Annotated in this window: 1 protein-coding gene and 2 pseudogenes; all 3 read left to right on the top strand. The window is 76.3% G+C overall.

From position 1 onward, the window contains the following. Positions 1–19: 19 nt before the first annotated feature. A pseudogene (locus BS75_RS51375) lies at positions 20–12,868 on the top strand (type I polyketide synthase); the annotation flags it as partial. Positions 12,869–13,186: 318 nt separating this feature from the next. Then, positions 13,187–19,327, top strand: a pseudogene (locus BS75_RS07365) (type I polyketide synthase); the annotation flags it as partial. Further along, positions 19,303–20,091, top strand: coding sequence for an SDR family NAD(P)-dependent oxidoreductase (locus tag BS75_RS07360; protein ID WP_034087617.1), 789 nt, complete (start codon positions 19,303–19,305; stop codon positions 20,089–20,091). The pseudogene BS75_RS07365 and the gene BS75_RS07360, both read left to right, overlap by 25 nt. Positions 20,092–20,117 lie beyond the last annotated feature (26 nt).

The raw sequence follows: 20,117 nt of genomic DNA, 5'->3' as shown, positions 1-20,117 counted from the left end.
CCGCGACTACCTCAACCGGGTCGCCACCGAGCTCCACGAGACCCGGGGCCGACTGCGCGCGGCCGAGGACCTGGCCGCGTCCCGGGCGCAGCAGGACGAGCCGATCGCGATCGTCGGGATGGCCTGCCGCTACCCCGGCGACGCGGCCGGGCCCGACGACCTGTGGCGACTGGTCACCGAGGAGCGGGACGTGGTCGGCCCGTTCCCGGCCGACCGGGGCTGGGACCTGGACCACCTCTACGACCCGGACCCGGACCACCTCGGCCGCAGCTACGCCCGGGAGGGCGGGTTCCTCTACGGCGCGGGCGAGTTCGACGCCGGCTTCTTCGGGATCTCGCCGCGCGAGGCGCTGGCCGCCGACCCCCAGCAGCGGCTGCTGCTGGAGACCTCCTGGGAGGCGCTGGAGCACGCCGCGATCGACCCGACCACCCTGCGGCGGAGCAGCACCGGAGTCTTCGTCGGCGTCATCGCCCAGGAGTACGGACCGAGCCTGCACCACCTGCCGGCCGAGCAGACCGACGGCTATGTGCTGACCGGCAGCACCACCAGCGTCGCCTCCGGCCGGATCGCCTACACCCTGGGCCTGGAGGGTCCGGCGGTGACGGTCGACACGGCCTGCTCCTCCTCGTTGGTGGCGCTGCACCTGGCCGCCCAGTCGCTGCGCTCCGGCGAGTGCGACCTGGCCCTGGCCGGCGGGGCGACGGTGCTGGCGGCGCCGGGGATGTTCATCGAGTTCAGCCGCCAGCGCGGGCTCGCCCCCGACGGCCGCTGCAAGCCCTTCGCCGACGCGGCCGACGGCACCGCCTGGGGCGAGGGCGCCGGGGTGCTGGTGCTGCAGAAGCTCTCCGACGCCCAGCGGCTGGGGCGGCCGGTGCTGGCCGTGCTGCGCGGTTCCGCCGTCAACCAGGACGGCCGCAGCAGCCAGCTGACCGCGCCCAACGGCCCGTCCCAGCAGCGGGTGATCCGGCAGGCGCTGGAGTCGGCCGGGCTCGGCGCGGGCGACGTCGACGTGGTCGAGGCGCACGGCACCGGCACCCGGCTCGGCGACCCGATCGAGGCGCAGGCGCTGATCGCCACCTACGGCGCCGGACGCACCGCCGAACAGCCGCTCTGGCTGGGCTCGTTGAAGTCCAACATCGGCCACACCCAGGCGGCCGCCGGGGTGGCCGGGGTGATCAAGATGGTGCAGGCGCTGCGGCACGGCGTGCTGCCCCGGACCCTGCACGTCGACCGGCCGTCCGAGCACGTCGACTGGTCCGACGGCACGGTGCGGCTGCTGACCGAGACCCGGCCCTGGCCCGAACTGGACCGGCCGCGCCGGGCGGCGGTCTCCGCCTTCGGCGTCAGCGGCACCAACGCCCATGTCATCGTCGAGCAGGCGCCGGCCGAGCAGTCGGCGCAGCAGCCCGCGGAGCCCGAGGGCCCGGTCCCGGCGGTCCTGCCCTGGCTGGTCTCCGCGCAGACCCCGCAGGCGCTGCGGGCCCAGGCCGCCCGGCTGACCGCGCACCTGGACGGCGCCGACGCGCCCCGACCGGCGGACGCCGCCCGGGCGCTGGCCACCACCCGGGCCGCGCTGGAGCAGCGCGCGGTCCTGGTCGGCGACCCGGCCGGGCTCCAGGCCCTGGCCCGGGGTGAGGAGGCCCCCGGGCTGGTCCTCGGCCGGGCCGGCACCCCCGGCAAGACCGTCTTCGTCTTCCCCGGCCAGGGCTCCCAGTGGATCGGCATGGCCGCCCCGCTGCTGGACGCCGAGCCGGTGTTCGCGGCCAAGCTGGCGGAGTGCGCCGCCGCCCTCGCGCCCTACACCGACTGGTCGCTGCTGGACGTGCTGCGCGGGGCCGGGGGCACCCCGGACCCGGACCGGGTCGACGTGGTCCAGCCCGCGCTGTGGGCGGTGATGGTCGCCCTGTCCGCGCTCTGGACCTCCTACGGGGTCCGCCCGGACGCGGTGGTGGGCCACAGCCAGGGAGAGGTCGCCGCCGCCTACGTGGCCGGCGGGCTGAGCCTGGACGACGCCGCCCGGATCGTCGCGCTGCGGGCCCGCGCCCTCGGCACGCTCTCCGGTCGCGGCGGACTGCTCGCGGTGGCCCGGCCGGTCGCCGAGGTCGAGGCCCGGATCGCGGACCGGAGCGAGCGGCTGTCGATCGGCGTGGTCAACGGCCCGGCGTCGACCGTGGTCTCCGGCGACCCGGAGGCGCTCGCCGAACTCGCCGCCCAGTACGCCGCCGAGGGCGTCCGGGCCCGCCCGGTCGCCATCGACTACGCCTCCCACTCGGTCCAGACCGAGGTGCTGCGGGAGGAGCTGACCTCGCTGCTGGGCGGCGTCCGGCCGGTCGCCGGGGAGATCCCGCTGTTCTCCACGGTCACCGCCGACTGGCAGGACACGGCCGGGATGGACGCCGACTACTGGTTCGCCAACCTGCGCCGCACCGTCCGCTTCGAGGAGGCCGTGCGCGGCCTCGCGGCCGACGGGCACACGGTCTTCGTCGAGGTCAGCCCGCACCCGGTGCTCACCGGCGCGGTCGAGGACACCCTGGCGGCGGTCGACGCCCGCGAGCCGGTGGTGACCGGTTCACTGCGCCGGGACGACGGCGGCCGGGAGCGCTGGCTGACCTCCGTCGCCGAGCTCCACGTCCACGGCGTGCGGGTCGACTGGACGCCCGCCTTCCGCGGAGTGACGCCGCGCCAGGTCGAGCTGCCGAGCTACGCCTTCCAGCGGGAGCGCTACTGGCTCGACGCCACCCGCTCGCCGGAGCTGGCCCAGGGCGCCCCGGCGGCGGCCTCGGACGAGCGGTTCTGGGAACTGGTCACCGACGGCGACGCCGCCCGCCTCGCCGAGGCCATCGGCGTCGACGGCGCCCAGCTGGACCCGGTGCTGCCCGCGCTCGCGTCCTGGCACGACCGGCGGCTCAGCGCCTCCGCCGCAGACTCCTGGCGGTACCGGGTGCAGTGGCGCCCGGTCCCGGTGACGGCGGCCGAACGGCTCTCGGGGGACTGGCTGCTGGCCGTGCCCGAGGGCCGGACCGGGCACCCGTGGGCGGTGGCGCTGGAACGGCTGCTGGGCGCGCACGGCGCCCGGGTGCTGCCGGTCGCGGTGACCGAGGCAGGCGCCGAACGCGCGCTGCTCGCCGGGTCGCTGGGCGCGGCGGCGGGCGAGCGGCCGGTGGCCGGCGTGGTCTCGCTGCTGGGCCTCGGTGCCGGCGACCACCCCGACCACCCCGCCGTCCCCTGGTCCTACGCCGCCAATGTGGCGCTGGCCCAGGCCCTGGACGACCTCGGCGTCGCCGCGCCGGTCTGGTACCTCACCACCGGGGCGGTCTCCACCGGCCCGGCCGACCCGGTGACCGACCCGGCCCAGGCGCTGGTCTGGGGCTTCGGCGCGATCCTCGCGGTGGAGAGCCCGGCCCAGTGGGGCGGGCTGGTCGACCTGCCGGCCGAGCCCGACGCCCGCAGCCGGCAGCAGCTGGCCGGGCTGCTGGCGGACCGGGGCCCGGACCGCGAGGCCGAGGTGGCGCTGCGCGCCGCCGGGGCCTTCGCCCGCCGCCTCGTCCCGGCACCGCTGTCGGCGGCGGTCGGCGCGGAGCCGGACGCCTGGACGCCCGAAGGCACCACCCTGGTCACCGGCGGCACCGGCGCGCTCGGCGGCCATGTCGCCCGCTGGCTGGCCGGCCGGGGCGCCGAGCGGCTGCTGCTGGTCAGCCGGCGCGGCGCGGACGCCCCCGGCGCGACCGAGCTGGCGGCCGAACTCACCGCGCTCGGCAGCGAGGTGGCCTTCGCCGCCGCCGATGTCGCCGACCGCGCCGAACTGACGGCACTGCTGGCCGGGATACCGGCGGACCGGCCGCTGCGGGCCGTGGTCCACACGGCGGCGGAGCTGCACGACTCGCTGATCTCCGCGCTGACGCCGGACCGGCTGGAGCGGGCGCTGCGCGCCAAGGTCGGCGCGGCCCGGCTGCTGCACGAACTGACGCTCGATCATGACCTCTCCGCCTTCGTGCTGTTCTCCTCCCTGGCCGGACTCTGCGGCATCCCCGGACAGGCCAACTACGCCCCCGGCAACGCCTATCTGGACGCGCTCGCGGCCCAGCGCCGGGGGGCGGGACGGCCGGCGACCGCCGTGGCCTGGGGCCACTGGGCCGGGGCGGGCATCGCCGCCGACGGCGCGGAGCAGCAGCTGCTCCGGCACGGACTCGCCTCGCTCCCGGCCGGTCCGGCGGTCGAGGTGCTCGGCCAGGTGCTGGACCGGGACGAGAGCCACCTGGTCGTCGCCGACGTCGACTGGGCCGCGTTCTACCGGGGCCGCAGCCACCCGCTGGCCGCCGAACTCCCGGGCCTGCGGCGGGCCTCGGCGGCCGCGACGCCCGCCGTCCCCGCCGCCGAGCTCGCGGACGGGCTGTCCGGACTGGCCGCGCTGCCCGCCGCCGAGCGGCGGCGCGGACTGCTGGCGCTGGTCCGCGCCCAGGCCGCGCTGGTCCAGCGGCAGAGCTCGGCCGAGGCGATCGACCCGGCCAGGGCCTTCCGCAACCAGGGCTTCGACTCGCTGACGGCGGTGGAGTTCCGCAACCGGCTGGGCGCCGCCACCGGACGCCGGCTCCCGGCCACCGTGGTCTTCGACCACCCGACTCCCGCCGCGCTCACCGACTGGCTGGCCGAGGAGCTGTGGGGCGCCACCGCCCCGGCCGCCGCCGCGCCGCTGCCCGCGACGGTGACCGCGAGCGACCAGGACCCGATCGCCATCGTCGGCATGGCCTGCCGCTTCCCCGGCGGGGTCGCCTCGCCGGAGGACCTGTGGCGGGCTGTCTCCGAGGGCGTGGACGCCCTCACCGGCTTCCCGACCGACCGGGGCTGGGACCTGGAGCGGCTCTACAGCGCCGACCCGGACCGTCCGGGGACCTCCTACTCCCGGCACGGCGGATTCCTGGACTCCGCCGCCGACTTCGACGCCGAGTTCTTCGGCATCCCGCCGCGCGAGGCGCCTGCGGTCGACCCCCAGCAGCGGCTGCTGCTGGAGACCACCTGGGAGGTGCTGGAGCGGGCCGGGATCGACCCGGAGTCGCTGCGGGGCAGCCGGACCGGCGTCTTCGCCGGAACCTCGGGGCGGGACTACGCCACCGCCGCCCAGCAGGTCCCCGACGAGCTGGAGGCCTACCTCGGCATCGGCAACGCGGCCAGTGTGGCCTCCGGGCGGATCTCCTACACCTTCGGTTTCGAGGGTCCGGCGGTGACGGTCGACACGGCCTGCTCCTCCTCGTTGGTGGCGCTGCACCTGGCCGCCCAGTCGCTGCGCTCCGGCGAGTCCGACCTCGCGGTGGCCGGCGGCGTCCTGGTGATGTCGACCCCGACCACCTTCGTCGAGTTCAGCCGCCAGCGGGCGATGTCCGAGGACGGCCGCTGCAAGGCCTTCGCAGCGGGTGCGGACGGGACCGGTTGGGCGGAGGGGGTCGGGCTGCTGCTGGTGGAGCGGCTCTCGGACGCCCGGCGGCTGGGGCACGAGGTGCTGGCGGTGCTGCGCGGTTCGGCGGTCAACCAGGACGGCGCGTCCAACGGCCTGACCGCCCCCAGCGGCCCCTCGCAGCAGCGGGTGATCCGGCAGGCCCTGGCCTCGGCCGGACTCGCGACCGGCGACGTCGACGCGGTCGAGGCGCACGGCACCGGCACCCGGCTCGGCGACCCGATCGAGGCCCAGGCGCTGATCGCCACCTACGGCGTGGACCGCCCCGCAGACCGGCCGCTGTGGCTGGGCTCGGTGAAGTCCAACATCGGCCACACCCAGGCGGCGGCCGGGGTGGCCGGTGTGATCAAGATGGTGCAGGCGATCCGGCACGGCGTGCTGCCGCGCACCCTCCACGTGGACGCGCCCTCGCCCTTCGTCGACTGGTCGGCGGGCGGCGTGAGGCTGCTGACGGAGGAGCAGGAGTGGCCGTCCAGCGACCGGCCGCGCCGCGCAGGCGTCTCCGCCTTCGGCGTGAGCGGCACCAATGCCCATGTGATCATCGAGCAGGCCCCGGCCGAGGCACAGGAGGAGGCCCCCGGGCTAGACCCCGCGCAGGCTCCGGCGGAGCTGCTGCCCTGGGTGCTCTCGGCCCGCACCCCGCAGGCGTTGGCCGCCCAGGCGGAGCGGATCGCGGACTGGCTGGACGCCGAGGCACCCGAACCCGCCGCGGCCGCCAGGGCCCTGGCCACCACCCGGGCCGCGCTGGAGGAGCGCGCGGTCGTCGTCGGCGACCCGGCGGCGCTGCGCGCTCTCGCCCGGGGTGAGTCGGCGTCGGAGGTGGTGGTCGGTTCCTCGGCGGGTGTGGGTGGTCTGGCGTTCCTGTTCACCGGGCAGGGGAGTCAGCGGGTGGGGATGGGGCGTGGGCTGTATGCGGCGCATCCGGCCTATGCGGTGGCGTTCGACGCGGTGGCTGCGGCGTTCGAGCCGCTGCTGGACCGGCCGTTGGCCGAGTTGCTGGTGTCCGGTGAGGAGTTGGACCGGACGGGGTATGCGCAGCCGGCGTTGTTCGCGGTGGAGGTGGCGCAGTTCCGGTTGTTGGAGTCGTGGGGGGTGCGGCCGGACTTCGTGGCGGGTCATTCGATCGGTGAGCTGGCGGCGGCGCATGTGGCCGGGGTGCTTTCGCTGGCGGATGCTGCGGTGCTGGTGGCGGCTCGGGCGCGGCTGATGCAGTCGCTGCCGGAGGGTGGCGCGATGGCGGCGATCGGTGCGACCGAGGCCGAGGTGCTGGCGGTCCTCGCCGACCACGGCACCGGGGTGGCCGTCGCCGCCGTCAACGGCCCGACCTCGGTGGTGATTTCGGGCGACGAGCAGCCGGTGCTGGCACTGGCGGAAGAGTTCGCGGCGCGTGGACACCGGACCCGGCGGCTGCGGGTCAGCCACGCCTTCCACTCGCACCATCTGGACCCGGTGCTTGAGGAGTTCGGCGCGGTCGCGGCGACCCTCGGCCACGGCGCCCCGCAGCTCTCGCTGCTCTCCGGGGTCACCGGACGCATCGCCACGGCAGACGAGGTCACCGACCCCTCCTACTGGGTGCGCCAGGTTCGCGAGCCGGTCCGCTTCGGCGACGTGGTGGCGGAGTTGGCAGCCGCCGGGGTGACCACCTTCGTGGAGCTCGGCCCGGACGCCACCCTCACCGCCCTGGTGCGGGAGGCGCTGCCGGACGCGGTCGCGGTGCCGCTGCTGCGCCGCGACCGCGACGAGCCGACCACCGCACTGACCGCGCTCGGCGGGATCCATGTGCACGGCCACGCCGTCGACTGGGCGGCACTGTTCGGCCGGGCCCGGCCCGCGCGCCGGGTGGACCTGCCGACCTACCCCTTCCAGCGCCGCCGCTACTGGCTGGAGCCCGCCGTCCCGGCGGCCGACGCCGGCGGCCTCGGCCTGGACACCGTCGTCCACCCGCTGCTGGGCGCGGCGCTGACCCGGCCCGACGCGGACGGGGTGCTGCTCACCGGCAGCCTCTCCCTCCGCACCCACCCCTGGCTCGCCGACCACGTCGCCCTGGGCACGGCGATCCTGCCGGGGGCCGCGCTGGTCGAGCTGGCCGTCAGGGCCGGGGACGAGGTCGGGGCATCCGCCCTGGACGAACTGGTGGTCGAGGCGCCGGTGCTGCTGCCCGCCTCGGGCAGCCTCCAGCTGCAGGTCGCCGTCGGCGCCCCCGACGGGTCCGGCTTCCGCTCCGTCACCGTCCACTCCCGGCCCGGCGGAGGCGGCGACTGGGTGCGGCACGCCACCGGCGTGCTGGCCGCCGCGTCGCCGTCGGCGCCGCCGGTGCCGGAGTTCGCCGCCGGGGCGTGGCCCCCGGCCGGTGCACAGCCGGTCCCGGTCGACGAGGTGTACGCGGCGCTGGCCGCCTCCGGACTGGAGTACGGCCCGGCCTTTCGGGGCCTGCAGGCCGTCTGGCAGGACGGCGACAGCTACTACGCGACCGCCGAACTCCCGGCGGGCCCGCGCGAGCAGGCCGGAGACTTCGGCCTGCACCCGGCGCTGCTCGACGCCGCGCTGCAACTGCCCGGTCTGGCCGCCGGTCCGGAGGCGGGCGCGCAACTGCCCTTCGCCTACCGGGGGGTCGCCCTCCATGCGGCCGGCGCGACCGGACTGCGGGTCCGGCTGACCGTCACCGGTCCGCAGCAGTTCGCGCTGGAGGCGGTCGACAGCACCGGTGCGCCGGTGGTCTCCATCGCCGCGCTGACCACCCGTCCGGTGGCCGGCGAGCGCCTCGGCGCTCGGGCGGTCGCGCAGTACGACGGGCTCCACACCGTGGAGTGGACCCCGCTCGCCCTCCGCGCGGCGGGCCAGGGCACGACGCAGCCCGCCCCGGTGGTGGTCGAGGCCGTGGCCGGACCGGACGGGGCCGACCTGCCGACCCGGCTGCGGTCGGCGCTGGAGCGGGTCCTGGGCCTGCTGCAGGAGTGGCCGGCCGACGCGAGCCGACTGGCCCTGGTCACCCGCAACGCGATCGCGGTCACCCCGGGCGCCGATCCCGACCCGGTCGCGGCCGCCGTCTGGGGGCTGGTCCGCTCCGCGCAGACGGAGAACCCGGGCCGCTTCGTCCTGCTCGACCTGGATGGCGGTGACGCTTCCTCCGCCGCCGCCCTGGACGCCGCCCTGGCGACCGCCTCGGCCGCCGACGAGGACCAACTCGCGCTGCGCGAAGGGGCACTGTCCGTGCCGCGACTGGTCAGGGCGCCGGCCCCGGGTCCGGCGGACCTCGATGCCGCCCGCGCCTGGGACCCGCGGGGAACGGTGCTGGTGACCGGCGGCACCGGTGTGCTCGGCACGCTGCTGGCCCGGCACCTGGTCGTCGAGCGCGGAGTGCGGCACCTGCTGCTGCTCTCCCGCAGCGGCGCCGCCGCGCCCGGCGCGGAGGAACTGCGGGCGGAACTCGCCGCCCTGGGCGCCGAGGTGGAGTTCGCGGCGGCCGACACCGCCGACCGGGAGGAGCTGGCCGCCGTGCTGGCGGCGATCCCGGCCGAGCACCCGCTGACCGCCGTGGTCCACACCGCCGGCGTGGTCGACGACGGCGTCATCGGCTCACTGACGCCCCAGCGGCTGGACGCGGTGCTCCGGGCCAAGGCCGACGGCGCCTGGAACCTGCACCAGCTCACGCTCGACCGGGCGCCGTTGGCGGCCTTCGTGCTCTACTCCTCGGTCGCCGGGGTGCTCGGCTCCCCGGGCCAGTCCTCCTACGCCGCCGCCAACACCTTCCTGGACGCCCTCGCCGTCCACCGGCGGGCCAACGGCCTGCCCGCCCGGTCCCTCGCCTGGGGCCAGTGGGAGCAGGCCAGCGGGATCACCGGCCACCTCAGCCGGACCGACCTGGCCCGGCTGCTGCGGCTGGGCATCCGCCCGCTCGGCTCGGACGAGGGGCTCCGGCTCTTCGACGCCGCCGAGGCACTGGCGTCCCGCCCGGTGCTGGTGCCCTCGCCCTTCGACACCGCCGCCCTGGCCTCGGCCGGCGGCCGGGTTCCGCCGCTGCTGCGCGGTCTGGTCCGCCCGGCACGGCGGACGGCCGCCGCCGCCGTGGCCGACGGCGGCGCCGAGTCCGCCCTCGGCCGACGGCTGGCCGAGCTGGCGGACCGGGCCGAGCAGGAGACGCTGCTGCTGGAGCTGGTCCGCCGGGAGATCGCCACCGTGCTCGGCACCGACGCCGGATCGGTCGGCGTGCACCGGGCCTTCACCGCCCTCGGCGTGGACTCGCTCACCGCGGTGGAGCTGCGCAACCGGATCGCCACCGCGACCGGCCTGCGGCTGTCCGCCACCCTGGTCTTCGACCACCCCACCCCCGGGGCGCTCGCCGACCACCTGCTGACCGAACTGCTGGGAGCAGCAGCCCCGGTGACGGAGGTTCAGCACGGCTCGACACCCGATCCCACCGAGGACCCGATCGCCATCGTCGGCATGGCCTGCCGGCTGCCGGGCGGCGTGGCCACCCCCGAGGAGCTGTGGGAGCTGGTCGCCCGGGGCGGGGACGCCATCTCCGAGTTCCCCGACGACCGGGGCTGGGACCTGGAGGCGCTCTACTCCGAGGATCCGGAGAACCCCGGCACCTCCTACACCCGGCACGGCGGCTTCCTCCGGCGTCCGGCCGACTTCGACGCCGGCTTCTTCGGGATCTCGCCGCGCGAGGCCCTGGCCACCGACCCCCAGCAGCGGCTGCTGCTGGAGACCACCTGGGAGGCGCTGGAGAGCGCCGGGATCGACCCGGAGAGCCTGCGCCGCAGCCGGACCGGGGTCTTCGCCGGGGTGATGTACCACGACTACGCCCCCCGGGTCCGCGAGGTCCCGGCCGAGCTGGAGGGCTGGCTCGGCAACGGCAGCGCCGGCAGTGTGGCCTCCGGGCGGATCTCCTACACCTTCGGTTTCGAGGGTCCGGCGGTGACGGTCGACACGGCCTGCTCGTCCTCGTTGGTGGCGCTGCACCTGGCCGCCCAGTCGCTGCGCTCCGGCGAGTGCGACCTGGCCCTGGCCGGCGGCGTCGCGGTGATGTCGACGCCGACCACCTTCGTCGAGTTCAGCCGCCAGCGCGCGCTCTCGGCCGACGGCCGCTGCAAGGCCTACGCGGGTGCGGCGGACGGCACCGGCTGGGGCGAGGGGGTCGGGCTGCTGCTGGTCGAGCGGCTCTCCGACGCCAGGCGGCTCGGCCACCCGGTGCTGGCGCTGGTCCGGGGCACCGCCGTCAACCAGGACGGGGCCTCCAACGGCCTCACCGCGCCCAGCGGTCCGTCCCAGCAGCGGGTGATCCAGCAGGCGCTCGACAACGCCGGGCTGACGCCGGGTCAGATCGATGCGGTGGAGGGCCACGGCACCGGTACCACCCTCGGCGACCCGATCGAGGCGCAGGCCCTGATCGCCGCCTACGGATCGGGGCGCGACCCCGAACAGCCGCTCTGGCTCGGCTCGTTGAAGTCCAATGTGGGCCACACCCAGGCCGCCGCCGGGGCGGTGGGCGTGATCAAGATGGTGCAGGCCATCCGGCACGGCCTGCTGCCGCAGACACTCCACGTGGACGAGCCCTCGCCGTACGTGGACTGGCAGGACGGCGGCGTCCAGCTGCTGACCGAGGCCCGGCCCTGGCCGGAGACCGGACGGCCGCGCCGGGCCGGGGTGTCCTCCTTCGGCGTCAGCGGCACCAATGCCCACGTCCTGATCGAGCAGGCGCCGCAGTCGCTCCAGCCGGTGGACCGGAAGCCGGCCGAGGACCGGGGCTCCGCCCCGGCCCACCTGCCGCTGGTGGTCTCCGCCCGGACGCCGGAGGCGCTGCGCGGCCAGGCCGCCAGGCTGGCCGAGCACCTCGCCGGGGACGGCGCCCCGGAGCCGGTGGACGCCGCGCACGCGCTGCTCACCACCCGGGCCGCGCTGGAGCAGCGGGCGGTGCTGGTCACCGGCCCGGAGGACCCGCGCGGACTGGCCGGGCTGCGCGCGCTGGCCCTCGGCGACCCGGCCCCCGGCCTGGTGACCGGCACGGCCGACCTGGCCGGCCGGACCGTGTTCGTCTTCCCCGGCCAGGGCTCGCAGTGGCCCGCGATGGCGGAGGAACTGCTCGACACCGCACCGGTGTTCGCCGCCAGGATCGCCGAGTGCGCCGCCGCCCTCGCGCCGTACACCGACTGGTCGCTGCTGGAGGTGCTGCGCGGCGCCGAGAGAGCGCCGGGCCTGGACCGGGTCGACGTGGTCCAGCCGGCGCTGTGGGCGGTGATGGTCGCCCTGGCCGAGCTGTGGACCTCCTACGGGATCCGCCCGGACGCCGTGGTCGGCCACAGCCAGGGGGAGATCGCGGCGGCCGTGGTGGCCGGGGCGCTCGGCCTGGACGACGGGGCCCGGGTGGTCGCCCTGCGCAGCCGGGCCATCCTGGCCCTGTCCGGGCGCGGTGGGATGGCGTCGGTGGCGCTGCCGGCGGCCGAGGTCGAGGCGCGGATCGCCGACCGGCCCGAGCTCTCGGTGGCGGTGGTCAACGGCCCGGCCTCGGTCGTGGTCTCCGGCGACCCGGACGCCCTGGCGGCCCTGGTCGCCGAGTACCGGGCCGAGCACGTCCGGGCCCGGACGGTCCAGGTCGACTACGCCTCGCACTCGGCCCAGGTGGACGACCTCCGCGAGGAGCTGCTCGACCTGCTCGCCCCGGTCCGGCCGCGCACCGGCTCGGTGCCGATGCTGTCCACGGTCACCGGCGACTGGGTCGACACCGCCGGACTCGACGCCGACTACTGGGTGACCAACCTGCGTCGCACGGTCCGCTTCGAGGAGGCGGTCCGGGCCCTGGCCGCCTCGGGCCACGGCACGTTCGTCGAGGTCAGCCCGCATCCGGTGCTGGCCGTCCCGATCCAGGAGACCCTGGAGTCGGCGGGTGCGGCACGCACCGGCGCGGTCGTCGGCTCGCTGCGCCGGGACGACGGCGGCCTGCGCCGCTTCCTCACCTCCGTGGCCGAACTCCAGGTGCGCGGGGTGCGGGTGGACTGGTCCTCCGTCTTCGCCGGGGTGACGCCGCGTCGGACCGCGCTGCCCGGCTACGCCTTCCAGCGCGAGCGCTACTGGCTGGACGCCGTCGTCGGCAACGGCACGGTCACCGCCTCGCTCGCCCAGCTGCAGAGCGTCGGCAGCGGACCGGCCTGGCCGCTGCGGCTGGCCGGGCTGGCCGGAGCCGAACGCGAGTCGGCCCTGCTGGACCTGGTCCGGGCCGAGGTGGCCGTGGTGCTGGGCCACACCGGCAGTGCCGGAGTCGTCGCCGACCGGGCCTTCCGCGACCTCGGCCTGAGCTCGCTCACCGCGGTCGAGCTGCGGAACCGCATCGGCGCCGGGACCGGCCTCGAACTCCCGGCGACGCTGGTCTTCGACCATCCGACACCGGCCGCCATCGCCGCCTACCTGCTGGCGGAGCTCCCGGCGGACGGCGGGACGGACACCGGCACGCCGACCGTGGCGGCCTCGCTGGCCGCGCTGGAGCAGCTCCTCGCCGCTCCGCCCGCCGCCGGCGACGAGGAGCGCGCCGCGGTCCTGACCCGGCTCCGCGCCCTGGTGGACCGCTGGGGCGAGGACGGAGGCCTGCTCAGCGCCCTGGACGAGGAGTTCGACCTGGAGACCGCGACCGACGACGAGCTCTTCGAGCTCATGGACCGCCAGTCCGAACAGTTCTGACCACCCCCCCGCTTTCCGCAACCCTGAGAGGCCCCCACTGCCATGTCGAACGACCAGAAACTCCGCGAGTACCTGAAGCGTGCGCTGAACGACGCCAGGCACGCCCAGAAGCGACTGCAGGAGGTCGAGGCCGGCCGCCGGGAGCCGATCGCGATCATCGGCATGGCCTGCCGGCTCCCCGGCGGGGTCGCCTCGCCGGAGGAGCTGTGGCGGCTGGTCGCCGAGGGCGGGGACGTGATCAGCTCCTTCCCCGACGACCGGGGCTGGGACCTGGACGGCCTCTACGACCCCGACCCGGAGCACAGCGGCACCTCCTACACCCGGCACGGCGGGTTCCTGGACACCGTCGCCGACTTCGACGCCGAGTTCTTCGGCATCTCCCCGCGCGAGGCCCTGGCCACCGACCCGCAGCACCGGCTGCTGCTGGAGACCGCCTGGGAGGCCTTCGAACGGGCCGGGATCGACCCGACCGGCCTCCGCGGGAGCCGGACCGCGGTCTTCGCCGGCATCGCCGGCGGCGACTACACCCCCCGGCTGCACGACGCTCCGCCGGAGCTGGAGGGCTACCTCGGCATCGGCGGACTGGACAGTGTGGCCTCCGGGCGGATCTCCTACACCTTCGGTTTCGAGGGTCCGGCGGTGACGGTCGACACGGCCTGCTCCTCCTCGTTGGTGGCGCTGCACCTGGCCGCCCAGTCGCTGCGCTCCGGCGAGTCCGACCTGGCGCTGGCCGGCGGCGTCAGCGTGATGTCCACCGCGCAGGGCTTCGTCGAGTTCTCCCGCCAGCGCGGACTCTCGGCCGACGGCCGGTGCAAGGCCTTCGGCGCGGGTGCGGACGGGACCGGTTGGGCGGAGGGGGTCGGGCTGCTGCTGGTGGAGCGGCTCTCGGACGCCCGGCGGCTGGGGCACGAGGTGCTGGCGGTGCTGCGCGGTTCGGCGGTCAACCAGGACGGCGCGTCCAACGGCCTGACCGCGCCCAACGGCCCGGCCCAGCAGCGGGTGATCCGGCAGGCGCTGGAGAACGCCCGGCTGACCGCCGCCGACGTCCAGGCGGTGGAGGCGCACGGCACCGGGACCTCGCTGGGCGACCCGATCGAGGCCCAGGCGATCATCGCCGCCTACGGCCAGGACCGGGAGCCCGACCGGCCGCTGTGGCTGGGCTCGTTGAAGTCCAACATCGGCCACACCCAGGCGGCCGCCGGGGTGGCCGGCGTGATCAAGACCGTGCAGGCGCTGCGCCACGGGGTGCTGCCGCGCACCCTCCACGCCGAGGAGGCCACCCCCTATGTGGACTGGACGGCCGGCGCCGTCCGGCTGCTGACGGAGGCCCGGGAGTGGCCGGAGACGGAGGGCCCGCGCCGCGCGGGTGTCTCCGCCTTCGGTGCCAGCGGCACCAACGCCCATGTGATCATCGAGCAGGCCCCGCCGCCGGAGCCGGCTCCGCCGGTCCCGTCGTCGTCCCCGTCCCCGTCCCCGTCCTCGCCGCTGCCGCTGCTGCTCTCCGCCCGCTCGCCGGAGGCGCTGCGGGACCAGGCCGCGCTGCTGGCCGACCGGTTGGACGCCGAGGACGCCCCCGACCGGACGGCGGTGGCGTACTCGCTGCTGGCCGGCCGGGCCCTGTTGAGCGAGCGCGCGGTGGTGCTCGGCGGCGCCGAGGCGCTGCGGGTGCTGGCCCGGGGTGAGTCGGTGTCGGAGGTGGTGGTCGGTTCCTCGGCGGGTGTGGGTGGTCTGGCGTTCCTGTTCACCGGGCAGGGGAGTCAGCGGGTGGGGATGGGGCGTGGGTTGTATGCGGCGCATCCGGCCTATGCGGTGGCGTTCGATGCGGTGGCTGCGGCGTTCGAGCCGCTGCTGGACCGGCCTTTGGTGGAACTGCTCTCCTCGGGTGAGGAGTTGGACCGGACGGGGTATGCGCAGCCGGCGTTGTTCGCGGTGGAGGTGGCGCTGTTCCGGTTGTTGGAGTCGTGGGGGGTGCGGCCGGTCTTCGTGGCGGGTCATTCGATCGGTGAGCTGGCGGCGGCGCATGTGGCCGGGGTGTTCTCGCTGGCGGATGCTGCGGTGCTGGTGGCGGCTCGGGCGCGGCTGATGCAGTCGCTGCCGGAGGGCGGGGCGATGGCGGCGATCGGTGCGACCGAGGCCGAGGTGCTGGCGGTCCTCGCCGACCACGGCACCGGGGTGGCCGTCGCCGCCGTCAACGGCCCGGCGTCGGTGGTGGTCTCGGGCGACGAGCAGGCGGTGCTGGCGCTCGGCCAGGAGTTCGCGGTGCGCGGGCACCGGACCCGGCGGCTGCGGGTCAGCCATGCGTTCCACTCCCACCACCTGGACCCGGTGCTTGAGGAGTTCGGCGCGGTCGCGGCGACCCTCGGCTACGCGGCTCCGGCCATCCCGGTGCTCTCCGGGGTCACCGGTCGGTCCGCCACCACCGAGCAGCTCACCGACCCCGGCTACTGGGTGCGCCAGGTTCGAGAGCCGGTCCGCTTCGGCGACGTGGTGGCGGAGTTGGCAGCCGCCGGGGTGACCACCTTCGTGGAGCTCGGCCCGGACGCCACCCTCACCGCCCTGGTGCGGGAGGCGCTGCCGGACGCGGTCGCGGTGCCGCTGCTGCGCCGCGACCGCGACGAGCCGGCCACCGCACTGACCGCGCTGGGCCAGGTCCACGTCCAGGGCCACGCCGTCGACTGGAACGCACTGTTCACCGGCGAGCAGCCACCGCGCGTCGACCTGCCGACCTACCCCTTCCAGCGCCGCCGCTACTGGCTGGAGCCGGCCGGCCGCCCGGCGGACGCCGCCGGTCTCGGCCTCGGCACCGTGGACCACCCCTTCCTCGGCGCGGCCGTGGTCCTGCCGGACGGCGAGGGGGTGCTGCTCACCGGCAGCCTCTCCCTCCGCAGCCACCCCTGGCTCGCCGACCACGCCGTCCAGGGCACCGTCGTCGTCCCCGGAACGGCGTTGCTGGAACTGGCCATCCGGGCCGGCGAGGAGGTCAGCGCGGGCCTGCTGGACGAACTGGTGGTGGAGGCCCCGCTGCTGCTCCCCGCCCAGGGCGGCATCCACCTCCAGGTTGCGGTGGGGAGCCCGGACCCGACCGGCGCCCGCCCGGTCACCCTGCACTCGCGTCCGGCGCAGCACGCGGCCGAGGGCGGGGAGGAGGGGAAGGACGGAGCCGACTGGACCCGGCACGCCTCGGGCCTGCTGGCCGCACCGGTGGAGCCGGCCCGGCCCCCGTTCGCGCCGACCACCTGGCCGCCGCCCGGGGCCGAGCCGCTGGCCGTGGACGGCGTGTACGGGACGCTGTCGGCCGCCGGCCTGGACTACGGCCCCGCCTTCCGCGGACTGCGGGCCGCCTGGCGCGACGGCGAGGACTTCTACGCCGAGGTCGCCCTGCCGGAGGACCGGCGCGAGCAGGCCGCCCGGTTCGGCCTCCACCCCGCACTGCTGGACGCCGCAGTCCACCTGACCGCCCATCACAATCTCGCCGGTACGCCGGAGGGCTCCAGCCTGCTCCCGTTCGCCTACGAGGGCGTGCAGGTGCATGCGACCGGCGCGGTCGAACTCCGGGTGCGGCTCCGGCACACCGACGCCGACACCATCTCGGTGGAGGCCGCGGACGCGACCGGGGCACCGGTCGCCTCCGTCGCCGCGCTCCGCGCCCGTCAGGTCACCGCCGCGCAGCTCGCCTCCGCGCAGGCCGCCACCGCCCACGCCGCGCTGCGGGACGAGCTCTTCCGACTCGACTGGACGCCGCTGCCGCTCCCCGCCCACTCGCCCCTCCCGTCCGTCCCCTGGACCGAGCTGCTGGTGGAGGAGCACTCCGCGGCCGACGTCCCGGAGGCGGCCCGGGCCGTCCTGCTGAGCACCCTGACGGCGGTGCAGGCGCACCTGGCCGACCCGGACCCGCAGTCCGCGCGGCTGGTCGTCGTCACCCGGGGCGCCGTGGCCGCCGCTGCGGAGGAGCGGCCGGCGCCGGCCTCCGCCCCGCTGTGGGGTCTGCTCCGCTCGGCCCAGGCCGAGCACCCTGATCGGCTGCTGCTGGTGGACCTGGACGACGACCCCGACTCGGAGGCCGCGCTGCCCGCCGCCGTGGCGGCCGCCATCGCGGCGGGTGAGCCGCAACTCGCCCTGCGCATAGGCGAGGCCCGGGTGCCCAGGCTGGCCAGGACCGCCGCCCCGACCGGTGCCGCCCCCGTGTCCTGGAACCCGGACGGCACCGTGCTGATCACCGGCGGCAGCGGGGTGCTGGCCGGAGTGCTGGCCCGGCACCTCGTCGCCACCCGGGGGGCACGACGGCTGCTGCTGCTCTCCCGCCGTGGGGCCGAGGCCCCGGGCGCGGAGCAGCTGCGGGCGGAACTCACCGCCCTGGGCGCCGAGGTGGCGTTCGCGGCGGCCGACACCGCCGATCGGGAGGCGCTGGCCGCCGTGCTGGCGGCGATCCCGGCCGAGCACCCGCTGACCGCCGTGGTCCACACCGCCGGCGTGGTCGACGACGGCGTCATCGGCTCACTGACACCCGAGCGGCTGGACACGGTGCTCCGTCCGAAGCTGGACGGCGCCTGGAACCTGCACCGACTGACGCTCGACCAGCCACAGTTGGCCGCGTTCGTGCTCTACTCCTCGGTCGCGGCGGTGTTCGGCGGCCCGGGCCAGTCCGCGTATGCCGCCGCCAACACCTTCCTGGACGCCCTCGCCGTCCACCGGCGGGCCAACGGCCTGCCCGGCCAGTCCCTGGCCTGGGGCCAGTGGGCCGAGGTCAGCGGCGTCACCGCGCAGTTGGGCGAGGCCGACCTGCGCCGCGCGGCGCGGGCCGGGGTGCGGCCGATCAGCTCCGCCCGGGGCGTCGAACTCTTCGACGCGGCAGCGCTGGTGGGCGACGCCTACCTGGTTCCGGCCCCGCTGGCGCTGAACGCCCTGCGCGGCACGGCGGTCCATCCGCTGCTGCGCGGACTGGTCCGCCCCGCACGCCGGAGCGCGCGGGCGGCCGTCGCCGAGGGGCCCTCGCTCGCGCAGCGGCTCTCCGGGCTGGACGGCGAGGGCCGTGAGGCCGCGCTGCTGGAACTGGTCCGGACCGGGGTCGCCGCCGTCCTGGGCGCCGAGCCCGACTCGGTGCTCGCCCAACGTCCCTTCAACGAGCTGGGGTTGGACTCGCTCACGGCGGTCGAGCTGCGCAACCGGCTGACTGCGGCGACCGGCCTGCGGCTGCCGCCGACGGTGACCTTCGACCATCCGACTCCGGCCGAACTCACCACGCACATCGCCCGGTTGCTCACCGACCTGCCGACGGTCGCGCCGTCGTCCCCGGCGCCTTCGTCCGCGCCGGCGACAGCGTCCGGGGCGGCCGACCCGCTCTCCCAGCTGTACCGACGGCTCGCCGCCCAGGGCAAGTTCGCCGAGGCCTCGGCGCTGATCGGGGTCGCCTCGCACCTCCGTCCGCGCTTCGCGACGGCGGAGCGGGCCGTGCACGCCCTGCCGCCGATCCGGCTGGCGTCCGGTGACGCCCAGGCCGCCCTGGTCTGCTTCCCCGCGCTCAGCGCCATCTCCGGCCCGCACGAGTACGCCCGCTTCGGGCACGACTTCCAGGGCGAGCGGGACGTCTTCGTGCTCCCCTCGCCGGGCTGGAAGGAGGACGACCACCTGCCGCAGGACCTGGACGCCTTCCTCCGGCTGCACACCGAGGCCGTGCTGGAACTGGTCGGCCCGGACCGGCCGATCGTGGTCGTCGGACGCTCCATGGGCGGCTGCGTGGCGCACGCGGTCACCGCCAGGCTGGAGCGGCAGGGACGCCCGGTGGCCGGACTGGCGCTGATCGACGCCTACCCGATCGACAGCGCCGTCCGCGAGGGCATGGGGGAGTGGTGGCTCAACGCCATGCTCACCGGGATGCTCGACCGGATCGAGCGCTACGACATGGTCTGGAGCGACGCCAGCCTGACCGCGATGGGCGGCTACAACAACGTCTTCGCCACCTGGCAGCCGGAGCCGGTCGACGCGCCGATCCTCTCCGTGCGCGCCGACACGCCGCTGCGCGGCACCGTGGTCGACCCGACGGCCCGCCACGACTGGCGCGCCTACTGGCCCCTCCCGCACGAGGCGGTGGACGTCACCGGCGACCACTTCACCCTGCTGGAGCAGCACACCCCGACGACGGCGCACGCCGTCCGGCAGTGGATCGAGAAGAAGGAGCAGCAATGGTCAGCCCAGTCAGCCCGGTAACCGAGGTCTCGCCGGTCACGGTCGTCACCGGAGCCGCCTCCGGCATCGGCGAGGCGACGGTGCGACTGTTCCAGGAGCGCGGGCACCGGGTGGTGGCCGTCGACCAGGACGCCGAGGGCCTGGCGAAACTCGCGGTCCTGGACGGCGTGCTGACCCTGGCCGGTGACGTCGCGGTGCCGGAGACCAGCACCGAGGCGGTCCGGCTGGCGGTGGAGCGCTTCGGCCGGCTGGACGTCGCGGTGCTCAACGCCGGCATCGGCGGATCCGGGCCGCTGGAGTCCGAGGGCGCCATCGAGCGCTTCGACCGGCTGTTCGCGGTGAACGTCCGCAGCGTCGCGCTCGGCATCAGGGCCGCGGCGCCGGCCCTGCGGGCCTCCGGGGGCGGCGCGATCGTCGCCACCTCCTCGGTCTCCGGCCTCCGGGGCGACCCGGGGACCTGGGGCTACAACGCCACCAAGGCGGCGGTGATCAACCTGGTGCGCGGCGCGGCCATCGACTACGCCGCGCAGCGCATCAGGATCAACGCCATCGCGCCGGGCGGCACCGTCACGGCGCTGACCAGCGGGGTGCTGGCGCACCCGGAGCTGGGCGAGGAGGTCACCCGCCGGATCCCGGCCCAGCGCTGGGCCGATCCCCGGGAGCAGGCCGAGGTGGTCTGGTTCCTCGCCTCCCCGGCGGCCTCCTACGTGACCGGGGTGACCGTCCCGGTCGACGGCGGCCTGAGCGCCAACGGCGGCATCCTGCTCCCGCCGCCGGCCCGTTGACCCCTTCCGTCCCGTTCCCTCATACC

It is taken from the genome of Streptacidiphilus albus JL83, from assembly GCF_000744705.1.
Taxonomy (GTDB): domain Bacteria; phylum Actinomycetota; class Actinomycetes; order Streptomycetales; family Streptomycetaceae; genus Streptacidiphilus; species Streptacidiphilus albus.
This window is presented reverse-complemented; position numbering and strand designations above follow the sequence as displayed.

What these genes read in the sequence shown, in the direction of transcription:
- BS75_RS07360 (WP_034087617.1), top strand. Translation starts at nt 19,303, where the DNA reads ATGGTCAGCCCAGTCAGCCCGGTAACCGAGGTCTCGCCGGTCACGGTC.